Below are 15,627 nucleotides of genomic sequence, written 5' to 3' on the forward strand. Positions count from 1 at the left end.
AAGATATTAAGCAAATATACGAAATGGATTACAGTAACTTTATAAATGCTAAAACTATACTTTATACATGAGAATGCTAAAAAATGTGGTGCTTGGTTAAAGATAACAATCATATATGTAGATGAATAGAAAATAAAGTGTATTTGCAGTGGAAAAAAAAGAGTAGGCTATTAAAAAGTGCATACTTCAAAACACATGGAATGCATATTAAACTAACGAACTGATAGAAACTCGTAAGTTTTAACCTAGTAGTTGTCATGACATATAAAAGGTGTCGTACTGTTACTAAAAAACTTACAGATTTATGCTATTTAAAAATACATGAATTTAAAGCACTTGATTGTCGACTAAAGGCAACAAGTGTTTTTTTTTATAGATAGGTATGCTTTGAATGTATAAAAATTATTTTTATGAATTAGGGCAAAAAGAAATTACTAGTATTATATAATTGAAATTAAACTAGCAAAAGGTGTGGACTCCGTAACCCCATTCGTTAAAGGTGTAGAAATAATGCCAGATGGAAGTGTCGTTAGATCTGGAACGAACTATAGCGGGAAATTCCAGGAAGCCCATGATGCCTCAAAGGCGAGTATTCAGAGTAGGATCTCGAATTTGGAGAGTGGTGGGGTTAAGGGTACGGGTAAGAATAGTGAGATAACTGAAATAACAGGAGAAAATTTTGGGGAACACATCATTAAAGGGAAGAATGGAAGGAAAGAACTTGCACCAAACGTACGTTATATTACTGAGGAGAATTATAAATATACAACAGATGAACTTGGTAGAATAATAGATGTAAATGCGGAAGAGTTAATACTTCAAAAAGGAACGCGAAACCCGGGAATGCAAGTGGCAGCAGGTCGAGAAGATAGATTGGTTGATGATGATGGTGGACACTTGATAGGAACTCAGTTTCGTGGTTCGGGAGATATTGATAATTTGCTTGCTCAGAATAGGCAAATTAATCGCTCTGGTGGAGAGTGGTACAAGATGGAGACTGAGTGGGCAAACGCTCTGAAAGAGATTCCCCCAAAAAAGTATCTGTAAAAATTAAGCCAGTTTTTGTTGGGACTTCATTAAGACCAGATTCATATAAAGTAGTTTATGAAATTGAAGGTAAAGGAATATTTAAGAAAATCATTGAAAATAGAGCAGGAGGTTGAGTATGGAAAAGGAAATGAATAGATTATATAGAGAGATAGCTGAAACAGTTAATGAAATGATTCCAGAAGATTGGAATAAATTTTATTTTTATGCTCAAATATCAGAAAATGGGGGAGGAACTTACTTTTTTTATAATACACTTGAAAATAAGCAATATAAATATAGTGTAGAAATTCCTTTCAAATATCAAATTGATGAAGATGAATTTGAGAGAAAAGAAGATATTTTATATAAATTGAGTAAGGAACTAAGAAATGTTTTTAAAGATAATCAGCAAGAACTTTGGTATTCTTTTACAATTTCCCTAGAGAGTAGTGGGAAATTTAAGTTACATTATAATTATACAAATTGGTTTGATACGGAATATAGTTTTAGTGACCAAATGATTATTTGGAAAAATAAATACTTAGGAGAAGTACCAAATGATGTAGAATATAAAGCGTTAATCGATAAATATCATAGTGAATTTCCGAATAATCCTATTTAACTAAATAAAAGACAGAAAAAATAATAGGCTGTTTGAAAATACATACTCTATGATGGGTGTACCATCATAGAGTTCTGTGTGCAATGATAGAATAGAAAATAAAGTACGAGCTTAGGCGAGATGACATTTTAATGGGTGATGAATATAAACACATGGAATGTATATTAAACTAACGAACTCGTACAAACTCGTAAGTTTTAATATAGTATTTGTCATGATGTACAAAAGGTGTCATACTGTTACTACAAAACTTACAAATTTACGCAACTTAAAAACATATGAACTTAAAGCACTTGATTGTCAATTAAAGGCAAAAAGTGCTTTTTTACGTTTTAGCATAGAAAATTAATAGGAAACTATAATTTTGTTATATAAACTTTTTCTGTTTTTTTACATGGTTTATAAAACTGAAAAGGAGATAAATGTTCACTATTACTTTCATTCCTGTTATAAAAAATTCTACAATAGAAGACAGAACGTATATTTGGTATAATCGAAACATACTATATGGAATTACGGACATGAGTTTGAAATTCATGTAATAAGGTAAGTACTACATAACAATACATAATATTTAAAGTTCCAGTACATATAGGATTCAGTTCATGTTATATAAATCAATTGTGAGAAAGGAAAAGATGTAATGAATCAAATTTCATTTGAAGATTTATTTGAAGAAGAAAAAGAGAAGGTGGAGGTAGCTGAGATACCCGTACCGTTATCGCCATTGCAAAAAGCTATTTTGGAATTACTTAATTCTGAAGAAATAAGTGTACTTGAGCTATGCGAACGATTAATACGATCTGGTAAAATACCCGATGAAAGATTCACAACAAATAAGCCTAAAGCATATGGTCAAGTATGCTTAATATTAGAAGGTTTTGTTAAAGAAGGAAAACTTATTTTTATCAAAGATGATGAGAAAAGAGATAGAGTATATAAATTGAAAGAAGAAGTTTTAGATGTATAGAGGGAAATGAATGATTGGTTCTCTTTAACTTTGAGTCCCATTAATCTAGTAATGTCCATAAAAATAGGTGTCAATCTCACTTAGATTGACACCTTCATACTTTTAACACCTTACATATTTACGTTTGAAACCAAGTCTGCCTCTATCAAGTTCTTTCTGAATACTTTCAGAAGCATTTAACAAACTGCTCTTTTTATTCTCCCGTTTGACTTCAACTATACCAACTTCTTTTGCAGTCTCTACTGCTTTTTCATGTAGTGGCACATATGAAATTGCCACAGTGTTTAGGAAATTATTCATAGCGGATTTTGTTCGTTCTGGCGAATCATGGATCGTATCTTTCACCATTTTAAGCATATCGGAAATTTTACTTTCGGAAAACTCATTGTCTTTGCGATTTCCTAAAAGCCAACAGTAGCAACTCCAGCCTGCAGACATTTTAAGTTCGTCCCCACTTGCAATCCATTTATCAGCAACGTCTTGTGCAATATTTGACTCCGATAAAGTTACGGCTACTACATAATCAGATAGCATATAAAAATAAGCCCCGTCTATCCAACGATTAAAATCCGATTCACTCATAGATTTTGGATCGGCAATAATACCTGCAAAGTACATAGCATCGTAGTTGCCTGTGGTATAAAGCTCTTCAGCTAACTCTTGATTTAATTTTATTTTTTTTGCGATTGGTTTCATGGCACCTGTAGCAACTCCGAAGACTGGCTCGTGCGCACCATTAGATATGTATATTTTTTTCGCTCGTTCCTTACCTAGAGATTCAAGTTCTTGCATAACTGTTTTAAAATCCATAGCTGTGCACTTCCTTCCTTCATGTGAAAGCCTTTTTAAGGCTTTCGTATTTCTTATGTTAATACTAATTGTATTCAAGAGGTATGTCTAATTTCTAAAGGCATCGAAACTTGGTTTGATTTTTGAATACAATAAATTGCACTTTATTGTAAATGAAAATAAAGCTTATTGAGAAGGTGGTATAATATAGAAAAAAGTGGGCGGTAAAAAAATGGATAAAATTCAATTTGCGAAAAAGATTAGAGAGTCTATAAAAAATGGTCAATTGGACAGGTTAAGAGATTTGCTTGGCAAAAATCGAGAAATGTTATCGTATGTCACACCATTTGGTACGTGGTTACATGTAGCGACGGCCTATGGGAATTTAGAAATAATAGAGTATTTAATCCATTCAGGGATAGATATTCATGCAAAGTGTGGGACTTTCTCTACAAATGCACTTGAAAGAGCAGCTACGAAAGGGCATTTACATATTGCAGAGTACTTTATTAAACATCAAGTTGAAATGGATACTAGTGAGCCGGATCGAAATCCTCTGTTTGCTGCCATATATAGTGGGCATTTTGAGATTGTTAAATTGCTAGTTATGAATGGGATAGATATAACGATAAAATATTCTGGTAATAATATGAAAGAAATGGACGCTTATACCTTTGCTGTTGAAAGAGGGGAGATGGAAATTGCAGAGTATGTAAAGCGTAAGTTGAATGAGAATATATATTCATAATGGAGGACGCTATGAATGGAAGTACATGGAATGGTTTCAATATGGTTAGGTAATATGCAAACGCAAGATCAGTTAGATGCATATATCGATGTTACATATGATGAAGAAGGAGACGCTATACCAGCGAGTTTTTTTGTTGATTTTAATATTGATATGATTGATGTAGATGAGGATTTTATTGAAAAGGAAGTGTTAGAAGAAGCGAGTGATAATGTTTCTATGTTATTAACGGGATGTTCATATGATGATAAAATACTTTCTCGAATTAAGGAAGAAGTTAAATTAAAGAAATCCTACAATTCTATCATATTAATTTATAATTTTCAGTATGACAATTCGGTTAGTAATTTTGAAGGTTTTGATTTTGTGACTGCTACAAGTTATCTATAGTTAGAAGCAAAGTACAGTAGAATAAAAAATACATTTGTATAGTTTTTCCAATGGATATTTGGTATGATGATGAATGGGAAAAATATACAAGTTGTTAGTGGTTCATAAAAGGGGGATTGAATTGAAAAGAACGCTTGAATTCGTATTAGGTTTAATTGGTGGCATTTTGGGAATTATTATTTCCATAATATTAATAGTTGTAGCATTTAATATTATGGAAGGTGTTAATTATGGACTTTTAGTTTATTACTCTATTATTTTAACGGTTCAAATAGGGTTGTTCATTTTATCGTGTTTAGTAAACAAGGTTAATAATAAAGTTTATGGAGTTTGTATGATTGTGATTCCTATAGTTATGTTATTTATGTCATTATTCTTTTTACTTATTCCGACAATTTTACAAATTATATCTGGTTCATTTGCATTTAGAACATTAAAGTTAGAATCGAATGTAAGCTAAATATAATTATTAGCGTCTGAATATTCGGTTTTTTGAACGTTTTCGTTTGCAGTTCAAATTAACATAAAGCACAAAGTTGTATGCTTTAGGAGGAGAAATAAATGATTATTTGGTCTGGTTGGGGTTTTTTAGTCGCAATTATTGTAATTATTAATACTCTTTTGGGTAAGGCTATCTTTGGATCTATAACGGGGGACGCTACATATTTTCAAGATCATAGTTGGCCAATGGCGGTAATGTTTATTATATCAGGGGTTATGTCTTGGTATTTAGGGAGATATATTAATAAGCCAAATGGGAAAGTTTATATAGATGCCGAAACTGGTGAAAAAGTTATGTTTAACAAAAAGCACTCATTATTTTTTATAAAAATGGAATATTGGGGACCAATTTTAGGAGTTATTGCGATTGTAACTTTAATTACAAGATAAAAAAAGAGGATGGGTATAGTAAGAGTAATCTATTCAAGTAGAAGGAGAAATCAGTCATGAATGCAAAGAAACTACTAGGGGTAGCAGTTCCGGTCATGTTGTTATTTGGTTGTGGAGTTTCTGAGAAAACGAACACTTCTAAACAGGAGAAAACGGAAGAGTCTAAAGTAAAAGAATCGAAGTCTAATAGTAAGAAAGAAAAAGTTTCAAAGGAAGACTATCCTAATAAAGTGTATAAATTAGGGGTAGAGTTTGATAAGTTGTTTGCGGAGCATAACAATATTACAAGAGAGGTTTTTGACGGTAAGAAAAAGAAATCAGATATAGTAGATAGTGTGAAAGAATTAAATAAAGTGTTAGATAAATTTGAGTCGATAGATCCCCCTACAGAGTATGTAAACCAACAAAAAGATTTTGAAAAAGCAATTAGTTATTTTAGAGAGTCTTTTTCTTTAATAAATGAAGTATTCACCCGAAAAGAAAAAAGAGAAAAAGGTGATAAGACTGATAAAGAGTTAATAGAGAAATCTGAAAAGTTAGTGAAAGAAGGGGATATTTACTGGCTTAAGGCATTCAAAGATCTTGAAGGAGATATTAAAATTGGTGACGGTACAGTATCAATGAAAGATTTGAAAGAGTTAGATAAGAAAGCTGGAATTAATACAGATAATGTTATGAAGAATGTGAAAGATGGTACGGAATTAATCGGTAATTGGGGATTCCAAGGAACAGACGGTTTCAATATGTCACTCATTTTAAAAGGTGATAAGACATTTGAAACGTATGGTAAAGGTGAGTATCCAAATAAAAAGAATTATATTGAAGGAACTTGGGAATATGATAAGGAAGCTTTTACAATCTATTTACATCTTAATAAACGTTTAGTAGACGGTGTAGAAGATACAATTCAAAAAAAGAAAATAGCATATAAAGTTCAAGATTATGATGGGGAAAACTTGCGATTATTTAATGAGACGTCATTTAATACAATTAAGTATGTGAAGCAAGGTTAAAGTTATGAAGGACTAGGTTTAAATGGCCTGGTCCTTCATTAAAATGTGGGTATGTAAATAATATGTTATCTTTCGTTCTGTTTACTTAGTATCATGTTATTCTTTAATAAAGTAATAAATGGAGTTTTGCATTAAATATATGAGGTTGGTTATAAATGATAAAGAAATTTACTAGAGTTGTATTAATAGCGGTTATGCCAATCAGTCTTATTACAGGTTGTGGAGCTGCTGAAAAAACGGAAGCACAAAAGTCGAAAGAGGTACAAAAGGAGAAAAAGGACTATACGGATTATTCATATGGTAGCAAAGGTATATTAGTAAGTGGCAAAGCGAAAGAACGGCAACAATACGAGATTGGATATATGGATGATAATAAGTTAATTGGGATTGACGAAAGTATTGAGGACTGCATTATTTTAGATAATAAAGATGAAGCAGGTCTCATTTGGAAACAAATAGAGCGCGGATCTATTATTGAAGTGCAATATGGTAAAGACCGAAAAGACATCGTAGGGGTACAATTAGTAGAAGATCGTAAGCCATACGAAATTAGTGATAAGTTTGATCGAAATACGATAAATGAGATTGTTGGACAAGTTAAAGGTAATTTGTAATAGAGGTATTTCGTTAGTATAGGAACCATTAACATGACATGGCGAATCGCATACATAAAAGTTTGGAATCAACGGCATTTTTAATATGAAAATGCCGTTGATTTATTTTAAAAAGTAAATGGTATTCTATAGTCTTGTAGAAAAATGCATATTAGAAAATATATAAATGAATTATTCTTTTTTTAGTTGTGATGATTGCTGTAAGGTCATTGCCCAAAATAAAAGAGCAAAAGCACTAACGGATACACCTAATAGGCATACTCCGTTCCATCCGTATTTTGCATAAACATTTGTTGAAAGAATGGCACCCGTTGCACTACCGATAGAATAAAAAATCATGTAACTGGCAGTGATTCGACTTCTTGCTTCAGGGCGCACTGTGAAAAGCATACTTTGATTGGTGACATGTACAGCTTGCACAGCTAAATCTAAAAGGATAATGCCGAAAATTAGTAACAATAGAGAGTAGTTAATAAATTTAATTAGGAGCCATGAAAGTACTAATAAAGATAAGGCTATGCCAGTTGTTCGTTGTCCTAATCCTTTATCAGCTAATTGTCCCGCTTTCGTAGCAGCTAATGCACCTGCAACTCCAGCAAGACCGAATGCACCAATAGCTGTATGTGATAGATTATGAGGTGTAGCACTTAGAGGTAATACTAAAGAAGTCCATAAAATACTGAATGAAGTGAAAATGAGCAATGCTAATATTCCGCGAATGCGTAAGAGTCGTTCTTCTACAAATAATAAGAGAACAGAACGTATTAATTTTTGGTAAGGCATAGTTGTCATTCTTTTCTGTTCAAGAGTAGGCAAATTCCGATGTAATAAAAAAGATACGAAGAGTAAAAGGGTAGCGGAGGTGAGATAAACGGACCGCCATCCAGCTAAATCTGTTAATGTGCCTGCAAATGTACGAGCAAGGAGAATACCTATTACAACGCCGCTTGTCACGAAACCTACTATGCGTCCACGTTCAGCTGGATTAGCTAAAATTGATGCGTATGCGACGAGTGTTTGCGTCACAGTTGCAAGAAGTCCTACTAAGGCCATACCTATAAAAAGTATGGTGCTGGAGGGAGCGATTCCGATTACAATTAAAGCGAAAACAGATAAAAGCATTTGAACAATAATGAGTCTCTTTTGGTTTAATAAGTCACCAAGTGGGACGAATAAAAGTAATCCGAGTGCGTAACAAACTTGAGTAATCGTAATCACAATACCGATAGTTGAATGACTAATCTTAAATTCATTTGATAAAGAATCAAGTAGTGGATGAGCGAAGTAGATATTCGCCACAGCCATCCCGCAAGCTATTGCGAATAATAGAGTCATATAGCGTGACATGGTTGCATGAACAGGTGAATGTATATGAGTATGTTTTAGAGTGGTCATCATTTTTTCTTTGCTACTCATAAAATCAGCTCCTTTTTGTGTGATTGGAAATAATATACCGAACGGTATGTTATTTCGTAAGTAAAATATAATCTCGAAGAAATAGATATGTCAAGTTTATTTTGAATTAATAACGTTTTCTTTTGACACATCGTTTATAATTTAATACGATATATAATATACTGATTGGTACATAAAGTGATAATGTATAATCTTAAAAAGTAGATGGAGAAGGGGAGGATTTTAAATGGCTCGACTACGCGAATTTGATGAAGAAAAAGCTTTGGATGCTGCTATGCAACTTTTTTGGGAGAAGGGGTACGCTGCTACTTCATTAAGTGATCTAACTGCTAAAATGGAAATACAAAAGCCGAGTTTATATTCAGCCTTTGGTGATAAAGAGGGTTTATTTGAAGCGGCATTAAGGAGATACACAAATTTACATGCGGCTCGTATACGAACAAAACTTCAAAGCGGAAAATCTGTAAAAGAAGCAATTCGGACATTGTTTGAAAATATAGTGGAAGAAGAATATAAAAAAGAATTAAGTAAAGGTTGTTTTTGTATTAACACAATGGTTGAGCTTGCTCCTCATAATGAAAAGTTTGAAGTGCTAACTAGAGAACATCAAATGTATCTCTCAGTTATATTTCAAGAATTAATTATGAAAGGAATTCAGTCCGGAGAACTGGAAAGTGATTTGAACGCTAAAGCAGTAGCGCAAACATTAGTTACGTCTTTAATAGGATTAACAGTATTAATGAAATCACGCCCAGAACGTTCCGTTATAGATAATTCGGTATGTATAATCGTATCGTTACTAAAATGATTTGTAGAAGTGTATTTCAACTAACCTTATTAATAGTAGCCACTTTCATTTATAAGTTTTCAATCGTCAAGTACTGGATTATCTACGAAGAAAATTCAGTACTTTTATTTTCGGAAAGAATATAATTTTATGGGTGTACACAGTATAAGAAGATTGTAGGAGGCGTGTGTAATTAAAAATTAGACGGGAATAAAACGCTATATAGCCCCTTCCAAGCCCCTCATAAGCACCTACCAAGTAATAAATCACTAAGAAAAAACAAAACAAAAACAAAAACAACTACAAGAACAAAACAAGCGCGAAAACATAATAACGTCGTTGTAAGTGTTCACAAATAATATAGTTGTATAAAATTAGAGATGGTACGATGGATCATTATGCTATTTTTTCTTTCATGTATAATAAGATGAGAGGACATCTCAATATTTAACTAATTAAAATAAGGGCAGTATATTAGTAAAAGGGGGAGAAGGATGGATAAGTTATTGCAAGAAATCATAAATTGGATTAGTAGGACTAATGAACAGGTTGTTATTGGTGTTTCAGGACATGGCGCTGCTGGAAAAACAACGTTTGCTAATATGCTTGTAGACCTACTAGATCAAAATGAAGTGAATTATATTAATACAGATCCATATATTGTTAGTTCAGACATACGAAAGCATGCAATTATTGACTATACATATCAAAACGAAAATCATCATTATAAAATGACGGCTTGTCATCCATCAGCGCATCATTTGTCTGCTTTAGAAAGAGATGTTCAGATGGTAAGGGCTGGTTTGGATTTTTATACGATAGATACGCATTATATGAAAAGCGAGTTAATTTCTTCAAAAAACAAAGTGACAATTGTAGAAGGAATGTGTGTCGCATTTATTAATCCCGATCTATTTGATTTGAAAATTTACTTCTATACAGATGATGAAACGGAATTAATGAGAAGGTCTAGCCGAGATATTGCTGAAAGGGGAGCCGATATCAATTATTTAAGGCGGTCTCATGCAGAACGTCGGATTCAGTATAAAGTGTTTATGCATCCATACAGTCAACGTTTTGATATTATTATTAAAAGTTCCGATGAAGCAATATGTCTAGAAAAAAATACATTTGAGTTTTATAAAGTTTAAATGCAAATACTCTATTTGTTATGTTTATTATGAGGGTTCATTTTCATTATTTGGTTCTCAAATGAAGCAACTTTATTATTCACCTAAAAATCCATTGTCTATGAAACAACTAGATTTTTAAACGACTTTAATAGACATCTGTCATTTACATAGACAGATGTCTATTGTATTTTTGGTAGCAAGATTAAATAACCTTTTTGTTACTTTACAGTAAGTAGTAAAAAAAATTGTAATTCGAATGCCAAAACGGCTCCCACATTCCTATATTTATATTGAAGGATTGGGATTTCTTATTTGCTAGCAAAGAGTGGAGGGAAATAGATGGCGGTGTACCGTAATGTGCAGGTGAACTTTTGGCAAGATGAATTCATATTAGATTTAACGCCAGAGGAGCGTTATTTTTACATATATTTGTTAACTGGTACGAAAACGAAGCAATGTGGAATTTACATATTACCGAAGCGTGTGGCAGAACTGGAAACGGGCTACAGTATGGAGACTGTTGAGAAGCTGTTAAATAGGTTTGTTGCATACGGAAAGATTTTATACGATGCGGAAACGAAAGAGTTATACATACTAAATTGGCTACACTATAACCCTATTTTAAATACGAATGTAGAGAAGTGTGTGTTACGTGAGTTAAAGACTGTGAAAAATAAAGAATTCATACATACGTTTTTACGTAAATGTCTTGAAGAAGAATGGAAGATTCCATTGTTATTGCAGCATTTTGGTATGCCTGAAGAAGAGGATACTAGTAGTTTACAAGAAGTTATTGAAGAGAAAGAAGTAGAAAGTATAGAAGAGGCCGTTCCCAAGAGTAAAGTGTACAAGTTTTATGAACAACATATTAGTAGTTTATCCCCATATATCGTGAAGGAATTGAAGGATTGGATACAAAGAGTTTCAGGAAAGGTAGTACTAGAAGCACTTAAAATTGCGTTTGAACATAATAAGCGAACGTTCGCTTATGTGAAGGGGATTTTGAGGAATTGGTGTAAGAAAGGGCAAGTAGATTTAAGTGAAGAAAAGGAAGGATTCATTTTGTATGATCCGTAGCATATAAGGATTTTTCTATTTTAAAAGGTTCTTTCAAAATAGAAGCGAATAGTTTGGGAAAGGAGGGGTTATATGGAAGTTGTTATAAAGAAGAAACGAACTAGAGGTAAGAGAATTTTTATTTGGTCTAGTAGTATCGTTCTTTTATTGATTATTTGCAGTGTGATTTTTTTGAACGTATATACGCTGAGATCTATGCCAAAGATAGATGGAACGAAAAAGCTAGAGGATTTACAACATGCTGTTACGGTGAAACGAGATAGTAACGGGGTACCGCATATTAAAGCGGAAAATGCACATGATTTATATTTTTCGCAAGGGTATGTGCAAGCACAAGATCGCTTATTTCAAATGGATTTAAGTAGAAGGCAAGCTTCTGGTATGTTAAGTGAAGTTGTTGGAGAAGCAGCCGTTGATAGAGATAAATTGTTTCGAACGCTCGGTTTACGGCGAGCAGCAGAAGCGTCTGTTAGTCAATATGATGGGGAAGCAAAATTTGCTTTGCAGTCATTTGCTGATGGGGTGAACGCTTTTATACGTGAAGCGAAAGCGGAAAAGAGATTGCCAGTTGAGTTTACTATATTAGGTTATGAACCTGCTGAATGGTCAATTGTTGATACTTTAACGATTGGGAAGTATATGGCGTTTGATTTAGGAGGACATTGGCACGGGCAAGCGTTTCGTTATTGGGCGCTGAAAAATCTTCCGAAAGAGCAAGCAAATGAGCTATTTCCTACATATCCGAAAGATGCCCCTAGATTGCTCGCTGAACTGAAAAATACAAATGTGGACGTAGCACAAAGTTTTTCAAAAACGATCATTCCGCCGGAGTTTAACGGTAGTAATAACTGGATTGTGAGCGGTGAGAAGAGTGCGTCAGGTAAGCCAATTTTAGCGGATGACCCTCATTTATCTCTTGCGACACCTTCTATATGGTATCAAACGAGACTTGAAATGAAAGATTTAAATGTGAGTGGCGTTATATTCGCTGGAGTGCCAGGTGTTATATTAGGACACAATGACAAAATAGCATGGGGCGTTACGAATACCGGTCCTGATGTGCAAGATTTATATATTGAAAAGAGAAACCCTAATAATGAAAATGAATTTTTGTATAACGATAAATGGGAAAAAGCTACTGTTGTTGACGAATCTATTAAAGTAAAAGGCGGGAAAACAATTCCGTATAATGTGACGGTTACGAGGCATGGTCCAGTCATTTCAGAGTTTGCGGATAAAGGAAAAGAGAAAACGAAAACAGTATTCGCTTTGAAATGGACTGCTTTGGAGCCTTCTGCTGAATTAAAGGCTGTATTAAATATGAATAAAGCGAAAGATTGGAATGAGTTTGAAACGGCACTTCAAGATTTTCATACACCAACTCAAAACTTTGTATTTGCATCAAACGATGGCACGATTGCTTATAAAGCGAATGGAAATATACCAGTGCGTAAAAAAGGTGATGGGAGTTTGCCAGTGCCAGGGTGGACTGATGAATATGAATGGGAAGGGTATGTCCCATATGATCAACTGCCAAAAGTAATAAATCCAAAACAAGGGTTTATTTCAACTGCGAATAATAAAATTGTGGATGATAATTATCCATACCATATTAGCAATACGTGGGCGCAGCCATATAGACAAATGCGTATTCAAGAGTTTTTGCAAGAGAAGGACAAGTATACGGTGAAAGATTTAGAAGAATTACAGATGGATCAAAAGAATTTATATGGGAAAGAGTTTACTCCAATATTTTTAAAAGAGTTACATAAAACAGCTTTAAATGAAGTAGAGAAAGAAGGCGTAAAACAATTAACAAAGTGGAACTTTTACGATAGTAAAGATGAAGCGGCACCATTAATTTTTCATTTGTTAATGAAAGAGATTTCGAATACGTTATTTTCAAAAGAAATACCGAAAGATGTGATGGAGTTATTTGAAGGAAAGTCACAAGTTGTTGATGAATTGATTCGGAAACAAGTAGCCGGGGAAAATAGTGTATGGTTTTCTAAGTATGGAGGCTTCACAAAAGTTGTGCATACATCGTACGAGAATGTAATGAAGAAATTGCAGAAGGAGTATGGAACCGATGTTGCAGAGTGGAAGTGGGGCGATTACCATCAACTTGCTTTTACACATCCAATTTCGAAATCATCTAGTATGTTAGCGTTATTTGCTTTTAATCGTGAGAAACCAGTTCCGATTGGCGGAAGTCAAGTTACCGTTCAAGCCGCGAGTTACGGCGATAACGGTATTGTAAATCACGGGGCTTCTTGGCGATTCGTTATTGATACGAAGGATATGTCAAACGGTTATCATATCGTAGGGCCAGGACAGTCAGGACATTTTAGAAGCGATTGGTATCATGATCAAATAGATGATTGGGTAAATGGCACGTATCATATGACTACTTTAAATACAGATGGAATTGAAGGGAAAGTATTAACTTTACAGCCGAAGTGATAGTATGTTCCTATGTGCAGATGGCCCAGCTTTATGAAGTAATAATCCTTCCGCTAATGAAAGTGTTACTTTAGAAAAAAGACTCTTACTATTGTAAGAGTCTTTTTTCTACGGTAATGGATAAAATATCCTTTTTGTAGAAAAACGACAAATTTTGACAAAATATTGTACAGGGACTTGTTATAATACCTTTTGGGATATTATGTTTATTAAACGGAGGATGAAGTAGTGTGCAACAAGGGGAATTTCTTAATAGTTGCAGTGAAATCTAATAGGGGGATTTAATATGAGCATTAAAGTAATAAGAGCAACAGGGATAATGGGCGGAGCAGCAAGAGTTGCAGTAAAGGTAGATAACGAAGTAGTAATGAAACTTGAGAATAACGAAGAATATACGCTTCCTTTTGAATTAGGTGAAGCGAATATTAAAGTAAAACAATTCTTTTTTGGAAGTAAAGAAAAGAAAGTAAAGGATGGCGACATAGTAGAAATTAAGATAAATAGTATCGCCATGCTATTACTGATGGTGTCAATGATGGCTGTTTTATTCGGTTCATCAATTGGTATAAATATTGTTGTTTTTGGTGTAATAGGAGCATTAGTTACGTTAGTATACGGATTGAATAACTGGTTTAGTTTAGAGGTTAAATAATTATTGTATATATATTTATTTCAGTTGATTTACTATACATGAAATGAAAATATTTTTAAGCGGGAAATGGGGAGAATCAGTATGAAGAAAATGGTTGTAATATCTAGTTTGGCTCTAATAGTAGGTTTAACAACTGGTTGTAGCAGTGAAAAAACAAGTGGACCTAAAACAGTATCTGTAAAAAAAGAAAAAGAGTTAGTAGCGAAGGATATTTTTAAAAAAGCAGCTGACGGATTAAAACAAGAGGAATATCTTACATTGACATCTCTTATGTCAATGAAGGGGAGCAGCCAATCAGAAGAGATTAAAATGAAAATACAGATGGAGCCGAAACTGAAGAATTCTAGAGCTGAAATGAAAATAAGTGGTACAGATATTGTAACGTATGAAGTAGATGGAAAGGTCGCTGCTCAAGTGAAAAACCCTGATACAGGAGAGTTAGTTACGATACCTAATGATCAATTTAATGTAAATGATGTAATGGTCAGTAAAAATTTACTGAATGAGTTAGATTTACCGGAAGCTTTGGCTAAGAAAATGAAAGCAAAGAAGGATGGGGACACATATAAACTTACACTTGAATTAAAGGGAAAAGAAGCAGTAGATACGTTACAAAAAATTAATGGAGATATGAAAAAATTAACGGAAGGATTTAGTATGGATGCGTTTAACATTGAATATATAATAACAAAAGATTATAAATTTGAAGAGATGCGAACAACTATAAAAGTGAGTGAAAGTAACGCAGATAAAAAAGCTAGTACAGATAAGGAAAAGTTGGATGCAGTTGTGAGTATAAAGATTGATTCATATGAAAAGTTTGATTCAATTAAGTTACCAGAAGGGATTCAATAATTTCAATTGTAAAAGGATAAAAAAGAGCGGAAATTGAACTGCACCCCAATTGTTAGACACCGTCTAACAATTGGAGGTGCAGTTTTTCTATGGTTAAATTTACAGCTGATGAAAAAATACACATCGTTCAACGTTATTTGAACGGAAATGAAAGTTACCGAGAAATTAGTAAAGCGGT

Annotated in this window: 16 protein-coding genes and 1 pseudogene; 15 read left to right on the top strand and 2 right to left on the bottom strand. The window is 33.4% G+C overall.

Annotated elements, in window-relative coordinates:
* The first annotated feature begins 471 nt into the window (after positions 1-471).
* The 3 genes and pseudogenes from JDS81_RS09160 to JDS81_RS09170 all read left to right on the top strand — a co-directional run bounded on the left by JDS81_RS09160 (position 472) and on the right by JDS81_RS09170 (position 2,621).
* A pseudogene (locus tag JDS81_RS09160) lies at positions 472-1,163 on the top strand (DNA/RNA non-specific endonuclease).
* 2 nt (positions 1,164-1,165) lie between these two features.
* Entirely contained in the window at positions 1,166-1,651 is a 486-nt protein-coding gene (locus tag JDS81_RS09165) for an antitoxin YezG family protein (protein WP_097954612.1), read from the top strand.
* 643 nt (positions 1,652-2,294) lie between these two features.
* On the top strand, positions 2,295-2,621 hold the full coding sequence (locus JDS81_RS09170; protein WP_001071904.1) for a DUF3895 domain-containing protein: 327 nt from the start codon (positions 2,295-2,297) through the stop codon (positions 2,619-2,621).
* Between the two features lie 102 nt (positions 2,622-2,723).
* Here JDS81_RS09170 and JDS81_RS09175 read toward each other — a convergent pair whose 3' ends face one another.
* Positions 2,724-3,431 carry a DNA alkylation repair protein gene (locus JDS81_RS09175; RefSeq protein WP_097954611.1) on the bottom strand — a complete coding sequence of 236 codons (708 nt, stop codon included), beginning with the start codon at positions 3,429-3,431 and terminating at the stop codon, positions 2,724-2,726.
* 211 nt (positions 3,432-3,642) lie between these two features.
* Here JDS81_RS09175 and JDS81_RS09180 point away from each other — a divergent pair, with 211 nt between their 5' ends.
* The 6 genes from JDS81_RS09180 to JDS81_RS09205 all read left to right on the top strand — a co-directional run bounded on the left by JDS81_RS09180 (position 3,643) and on the right by JDS81_RS09205 (position 7,066).
* A complete protein-coding gene (locus JDS81_RS09180) occupies positions 3,643-4,158 on the top strand; it encodes an ankyrin repeat domain-containing protein (RefSeq protein ID WP_097954625.1) in 516 nt (171 codons plus the stop codon).
* Between the two features lie 15 nt (positions 4,159-4,173).
* Complete coding sequence (locus tag JDS81_RS09185; RefSeq protein ID WP_097954610.1) at positions 4,174-4,548, top strand: immunity 22 family protein; 375 nt, start codon at positions 4,174-4,176, stop codon at positions 4,546-4,548.
* 121 nt (positions 4,549-4,669) lie between these two features.
* Positions 4,670-5,008: a DUF4064 domain-containing protein gene (locus JDS81_RS09190; protein ID WP_097954609.1), complete on the top strand. Its 339-nt coding sequence runs from the start codon at positions 4,670-4,672 to the stop codon at positions 5,006-5,008.
* A gap of 101 nt (positions 5,009-5,109) precedes the next feature.
* Positions 5,110-5,439: a hypothetical protein gene (locus JDS81_RS09195; protein ID WP_016080959.1), complete on the top strand. Its 330-nt coding sequence runs from the start codon at positions 5,110-5,112 to the stop codon at positions 5,437-5,439.
* A 56-nt stretch (positions 5,440-5,495) separates the two neighbouring features.
* On the top strand, positions 5,496-6,452 hold the full coding sequence (locus JDS81_RS09200) for a DUF3994 domain-containing protein (RefSeq protein WP_097954608.1): 957 nt from the start codon (positions 5,496-5,498) through the stop codon (positions 6,450-6,452).
* Between the two features lie 155 nt (positions 6,453-6,607).
* On the top strand, positions 6,608-7,066 hold the full coding sequence (locus JDS81_RS09205; protein WP_097954607.1) for a hypothetical protein: 459 nt from the start codon (positions 6,608-6,610) through the stop codon (positions 7,064-7,066).
* A 171-nt stretch (positions 7,067-7,237) separates the two neighbouring features.
* On the opposite strand, the gene JDS81_RS09210 is transcribed toward JDS81_RS09205, so the two are convergent.
* Positions 7,238-8,482: an MFS transporter gene (locus tag JDS81_RS09210; RefSeq protein ID WP_097895184.1), complete on the bottom strand. Its 1,245-nt coding sequence runs from the start codon at positions 8,480-8,482 to the stop codon at positions 7,238-7,240.
* A gap of 226 nt (positions 8,483-8,708) precedes the next feature.
* Here JDS81_RS09210 and JDS81_RS09215 point away from each other — a divergent pair, with 226 nt between their 5' ends.
* The 6 genes from JDS81_RS09215 to JDS81_RS09240 all read left to right on the top strand — a co-directional run bounded on the left by JDS81_RS09215 (position 8,709) and on the right by JDS81_RS09240 (position 15,449).
* Positions 8,709-9,290, top strand: a complete 582-nt coding sequence (locus JDS81_RS09215) for a TetR/AcrR family transcriptional regulator (RefSeq protein ID WP_000113325.1) — start codon at positions 8,709-8,711, stop codon at positions 9,288-9,290.
* Positions 9,291-9,763: 473 nt separating this feature from the next.
* A complete protein-coding gene (locus tag JDS81_RS09220) occupies positions 9,764-10,420 on the top strand; it encodes a uridine kinase family protein (protein ID WP_000359525.1) in 657 nt (218 codons plus the stop codon).
* A gap of 321 nt (positions 10,421-10,741) precedes the next feature.
* Positions 10,742-11,479: a DnaD domain-containing protein gene (locus JDS81_RS09225; RefSeq protein ID WP_097954606.1), complete on the top strand. Its 738-nt coding sequence runs from the start codon at positions 10,742-10,744 to the stop codon at positions 11,477-11,479.
* Positions 11,480-11,551: 72 nt separating this feature from the next.
* A complete protein-coding gene (locus JDS81_RS09230) occupies positions 11,552-13,942 on the top strand; it encodes a penicillin acylase family protein (RefSeq protein ID WP_097954605.1) in 2,391 nt (796 codons plus the stop codon).
* Positions 13,943-14,228: 286 nt separating this feature from the next.
* A complete protein-coding gene (locus JDS81_RS09235) occupies positions 14,229-14,594 on the top strand; it encodes a hypothetical protein (protein ID WP_000025021.1) in 366 nt (121 codons plus the stop codon).
* Between the two features lie 81 nt (positions 14,595-14,675).
* Positions 14,676-15,449 carry a DUF6612 family protein gene (locus JDS81_RS09240; RefSeq protein ID WP_000738998.1) on the top strand — a complete coding sequence of 258 codons (774 nt, stop codon included), beginning with the start codon at positions 14,676-14,678 and terminating at the stop codon, positions 15,447-15,449.
* The last annotated feature ends 178 nt before the right edge of the window (positions 15,450-15,627 follow it).

The organism is Bacillus cereus group sp. N31 (assembly GCF_016483245.1).
Taxonomy (GTDB): domain Bacteria; phylum Bacillota; class Bacilli; order Bacillales; family Bacillaceae_G; genus Bacillus_A; species Bacillus_A toyonensis.

Excerpts from the sequence above, each read along its gene's own strand:
- JDS81_RS09220 (WP_000359525.1), top strand. The coding sequence starts at position 9,764 with ATGGATAAGTTATTGCAAGAAATCATAAATTGGATTAGTAGGACTAAT.
- JDS81_RS09235 (WP_000025021.1), top strand. The coding sequence starts at position 14,229 with ATGAGCATTAAAGTAATAAGAGCAACAGGGATAATGGGCGGAGCAGCA.
- JDS81_RS09200 (WP_097954608.1), top strand. The coding sequence starts at position 5,496 with ATGAATGCAAAGAAACTACTAGGGGTAGCAGTTCCGGTCATGTTGTTA.
- JDS81_RS09240 (WP_000738998.1), top strand. The coding sequence starts at position 14,676 with ATGAAGAAAATGGTTGTAATATCTAGTTTGGCTCTAATAGTAGGTTTA.
- JDS81_RS09205 (WP_097954607.1), top strand. The coding sequence starts at position 6,608 with ATGATAAAGAAATTTACTAGAGTTGTATTAATAGCGGTTATGCCAATC.
- JDS81_RS09185 (WP_097954610.1), top strand. The coding sequence starts at position 4,174 with ATGGAAGTACATGGAATGGTTTCAATATGGTTAGGTAATATGCAAACG.
- JDS81_RS09215 (WP_000113325.1), top strand. The coding sequence starts at position 8,709 with ATGGCTCGACTACGCGAATTTGATGAAGAAAAAGCTTTGGATGCTGCT.
- JDS81_RS09210 (WP_097895184.1), bottom strand. The coding sequence starts at position 8,482 with ATGAGTAGCAAAGAAAAAATGATGACCACTCTAAAACATACTCATATA.
- JDS81_RS09175 (WP_097954611.1), bottom strand. The coding sequence starts at position 3,431 with ATGGATTTTAAAACAGTTATGCAAGAACTTGAATCTCTAGGTAAGGAA.
- JDS81_RS09195 (WP_016080959.1), top strand. The coding sequence starts at position 5,110 with ATGATTATTTGGTCTGGTTGGGGTTTTTTAGTCGCAATTATTGTAATT.
- JDS81_RS09170 (WP_001071904.1), top strand. The coding sequence starts at position 2,295 with ATGAATCAAATTTCATTTGAAGATTTATTTGAAGAAGAAAAAGAGAAG.
- JDS81_RS09230 (WP_097954605.1), top strand. The coding sequence starts at position 11,552 with ATGGAAGTTGTTATAAAGAAGAAACGAACTAGAGGTAAGAGAATTTTT.
- JDS81_RS09180 (WP_097954625.1), top strand. The coding sequence starts at position 3,643 with ATGGATAAAATTCAATTTGCGAAAAAGATTAGAGAGTCTATAAAAAAT.
- JDS81_RS09225 (WP_097954606.1), top strand. The coding sequence starts at position 10,742 with ATGGCGGTGTACCGTAATGTGCAGGTGAACTTTTGGCAAGATGAATTC.
- JDS81_RS09165 (WP_097954612.1), top strand. The coding sequence starts at position 1,166 with ATGGAAAAGGAAATGAATAGATTATATAGAGAGATAGCTGAAACAGTT.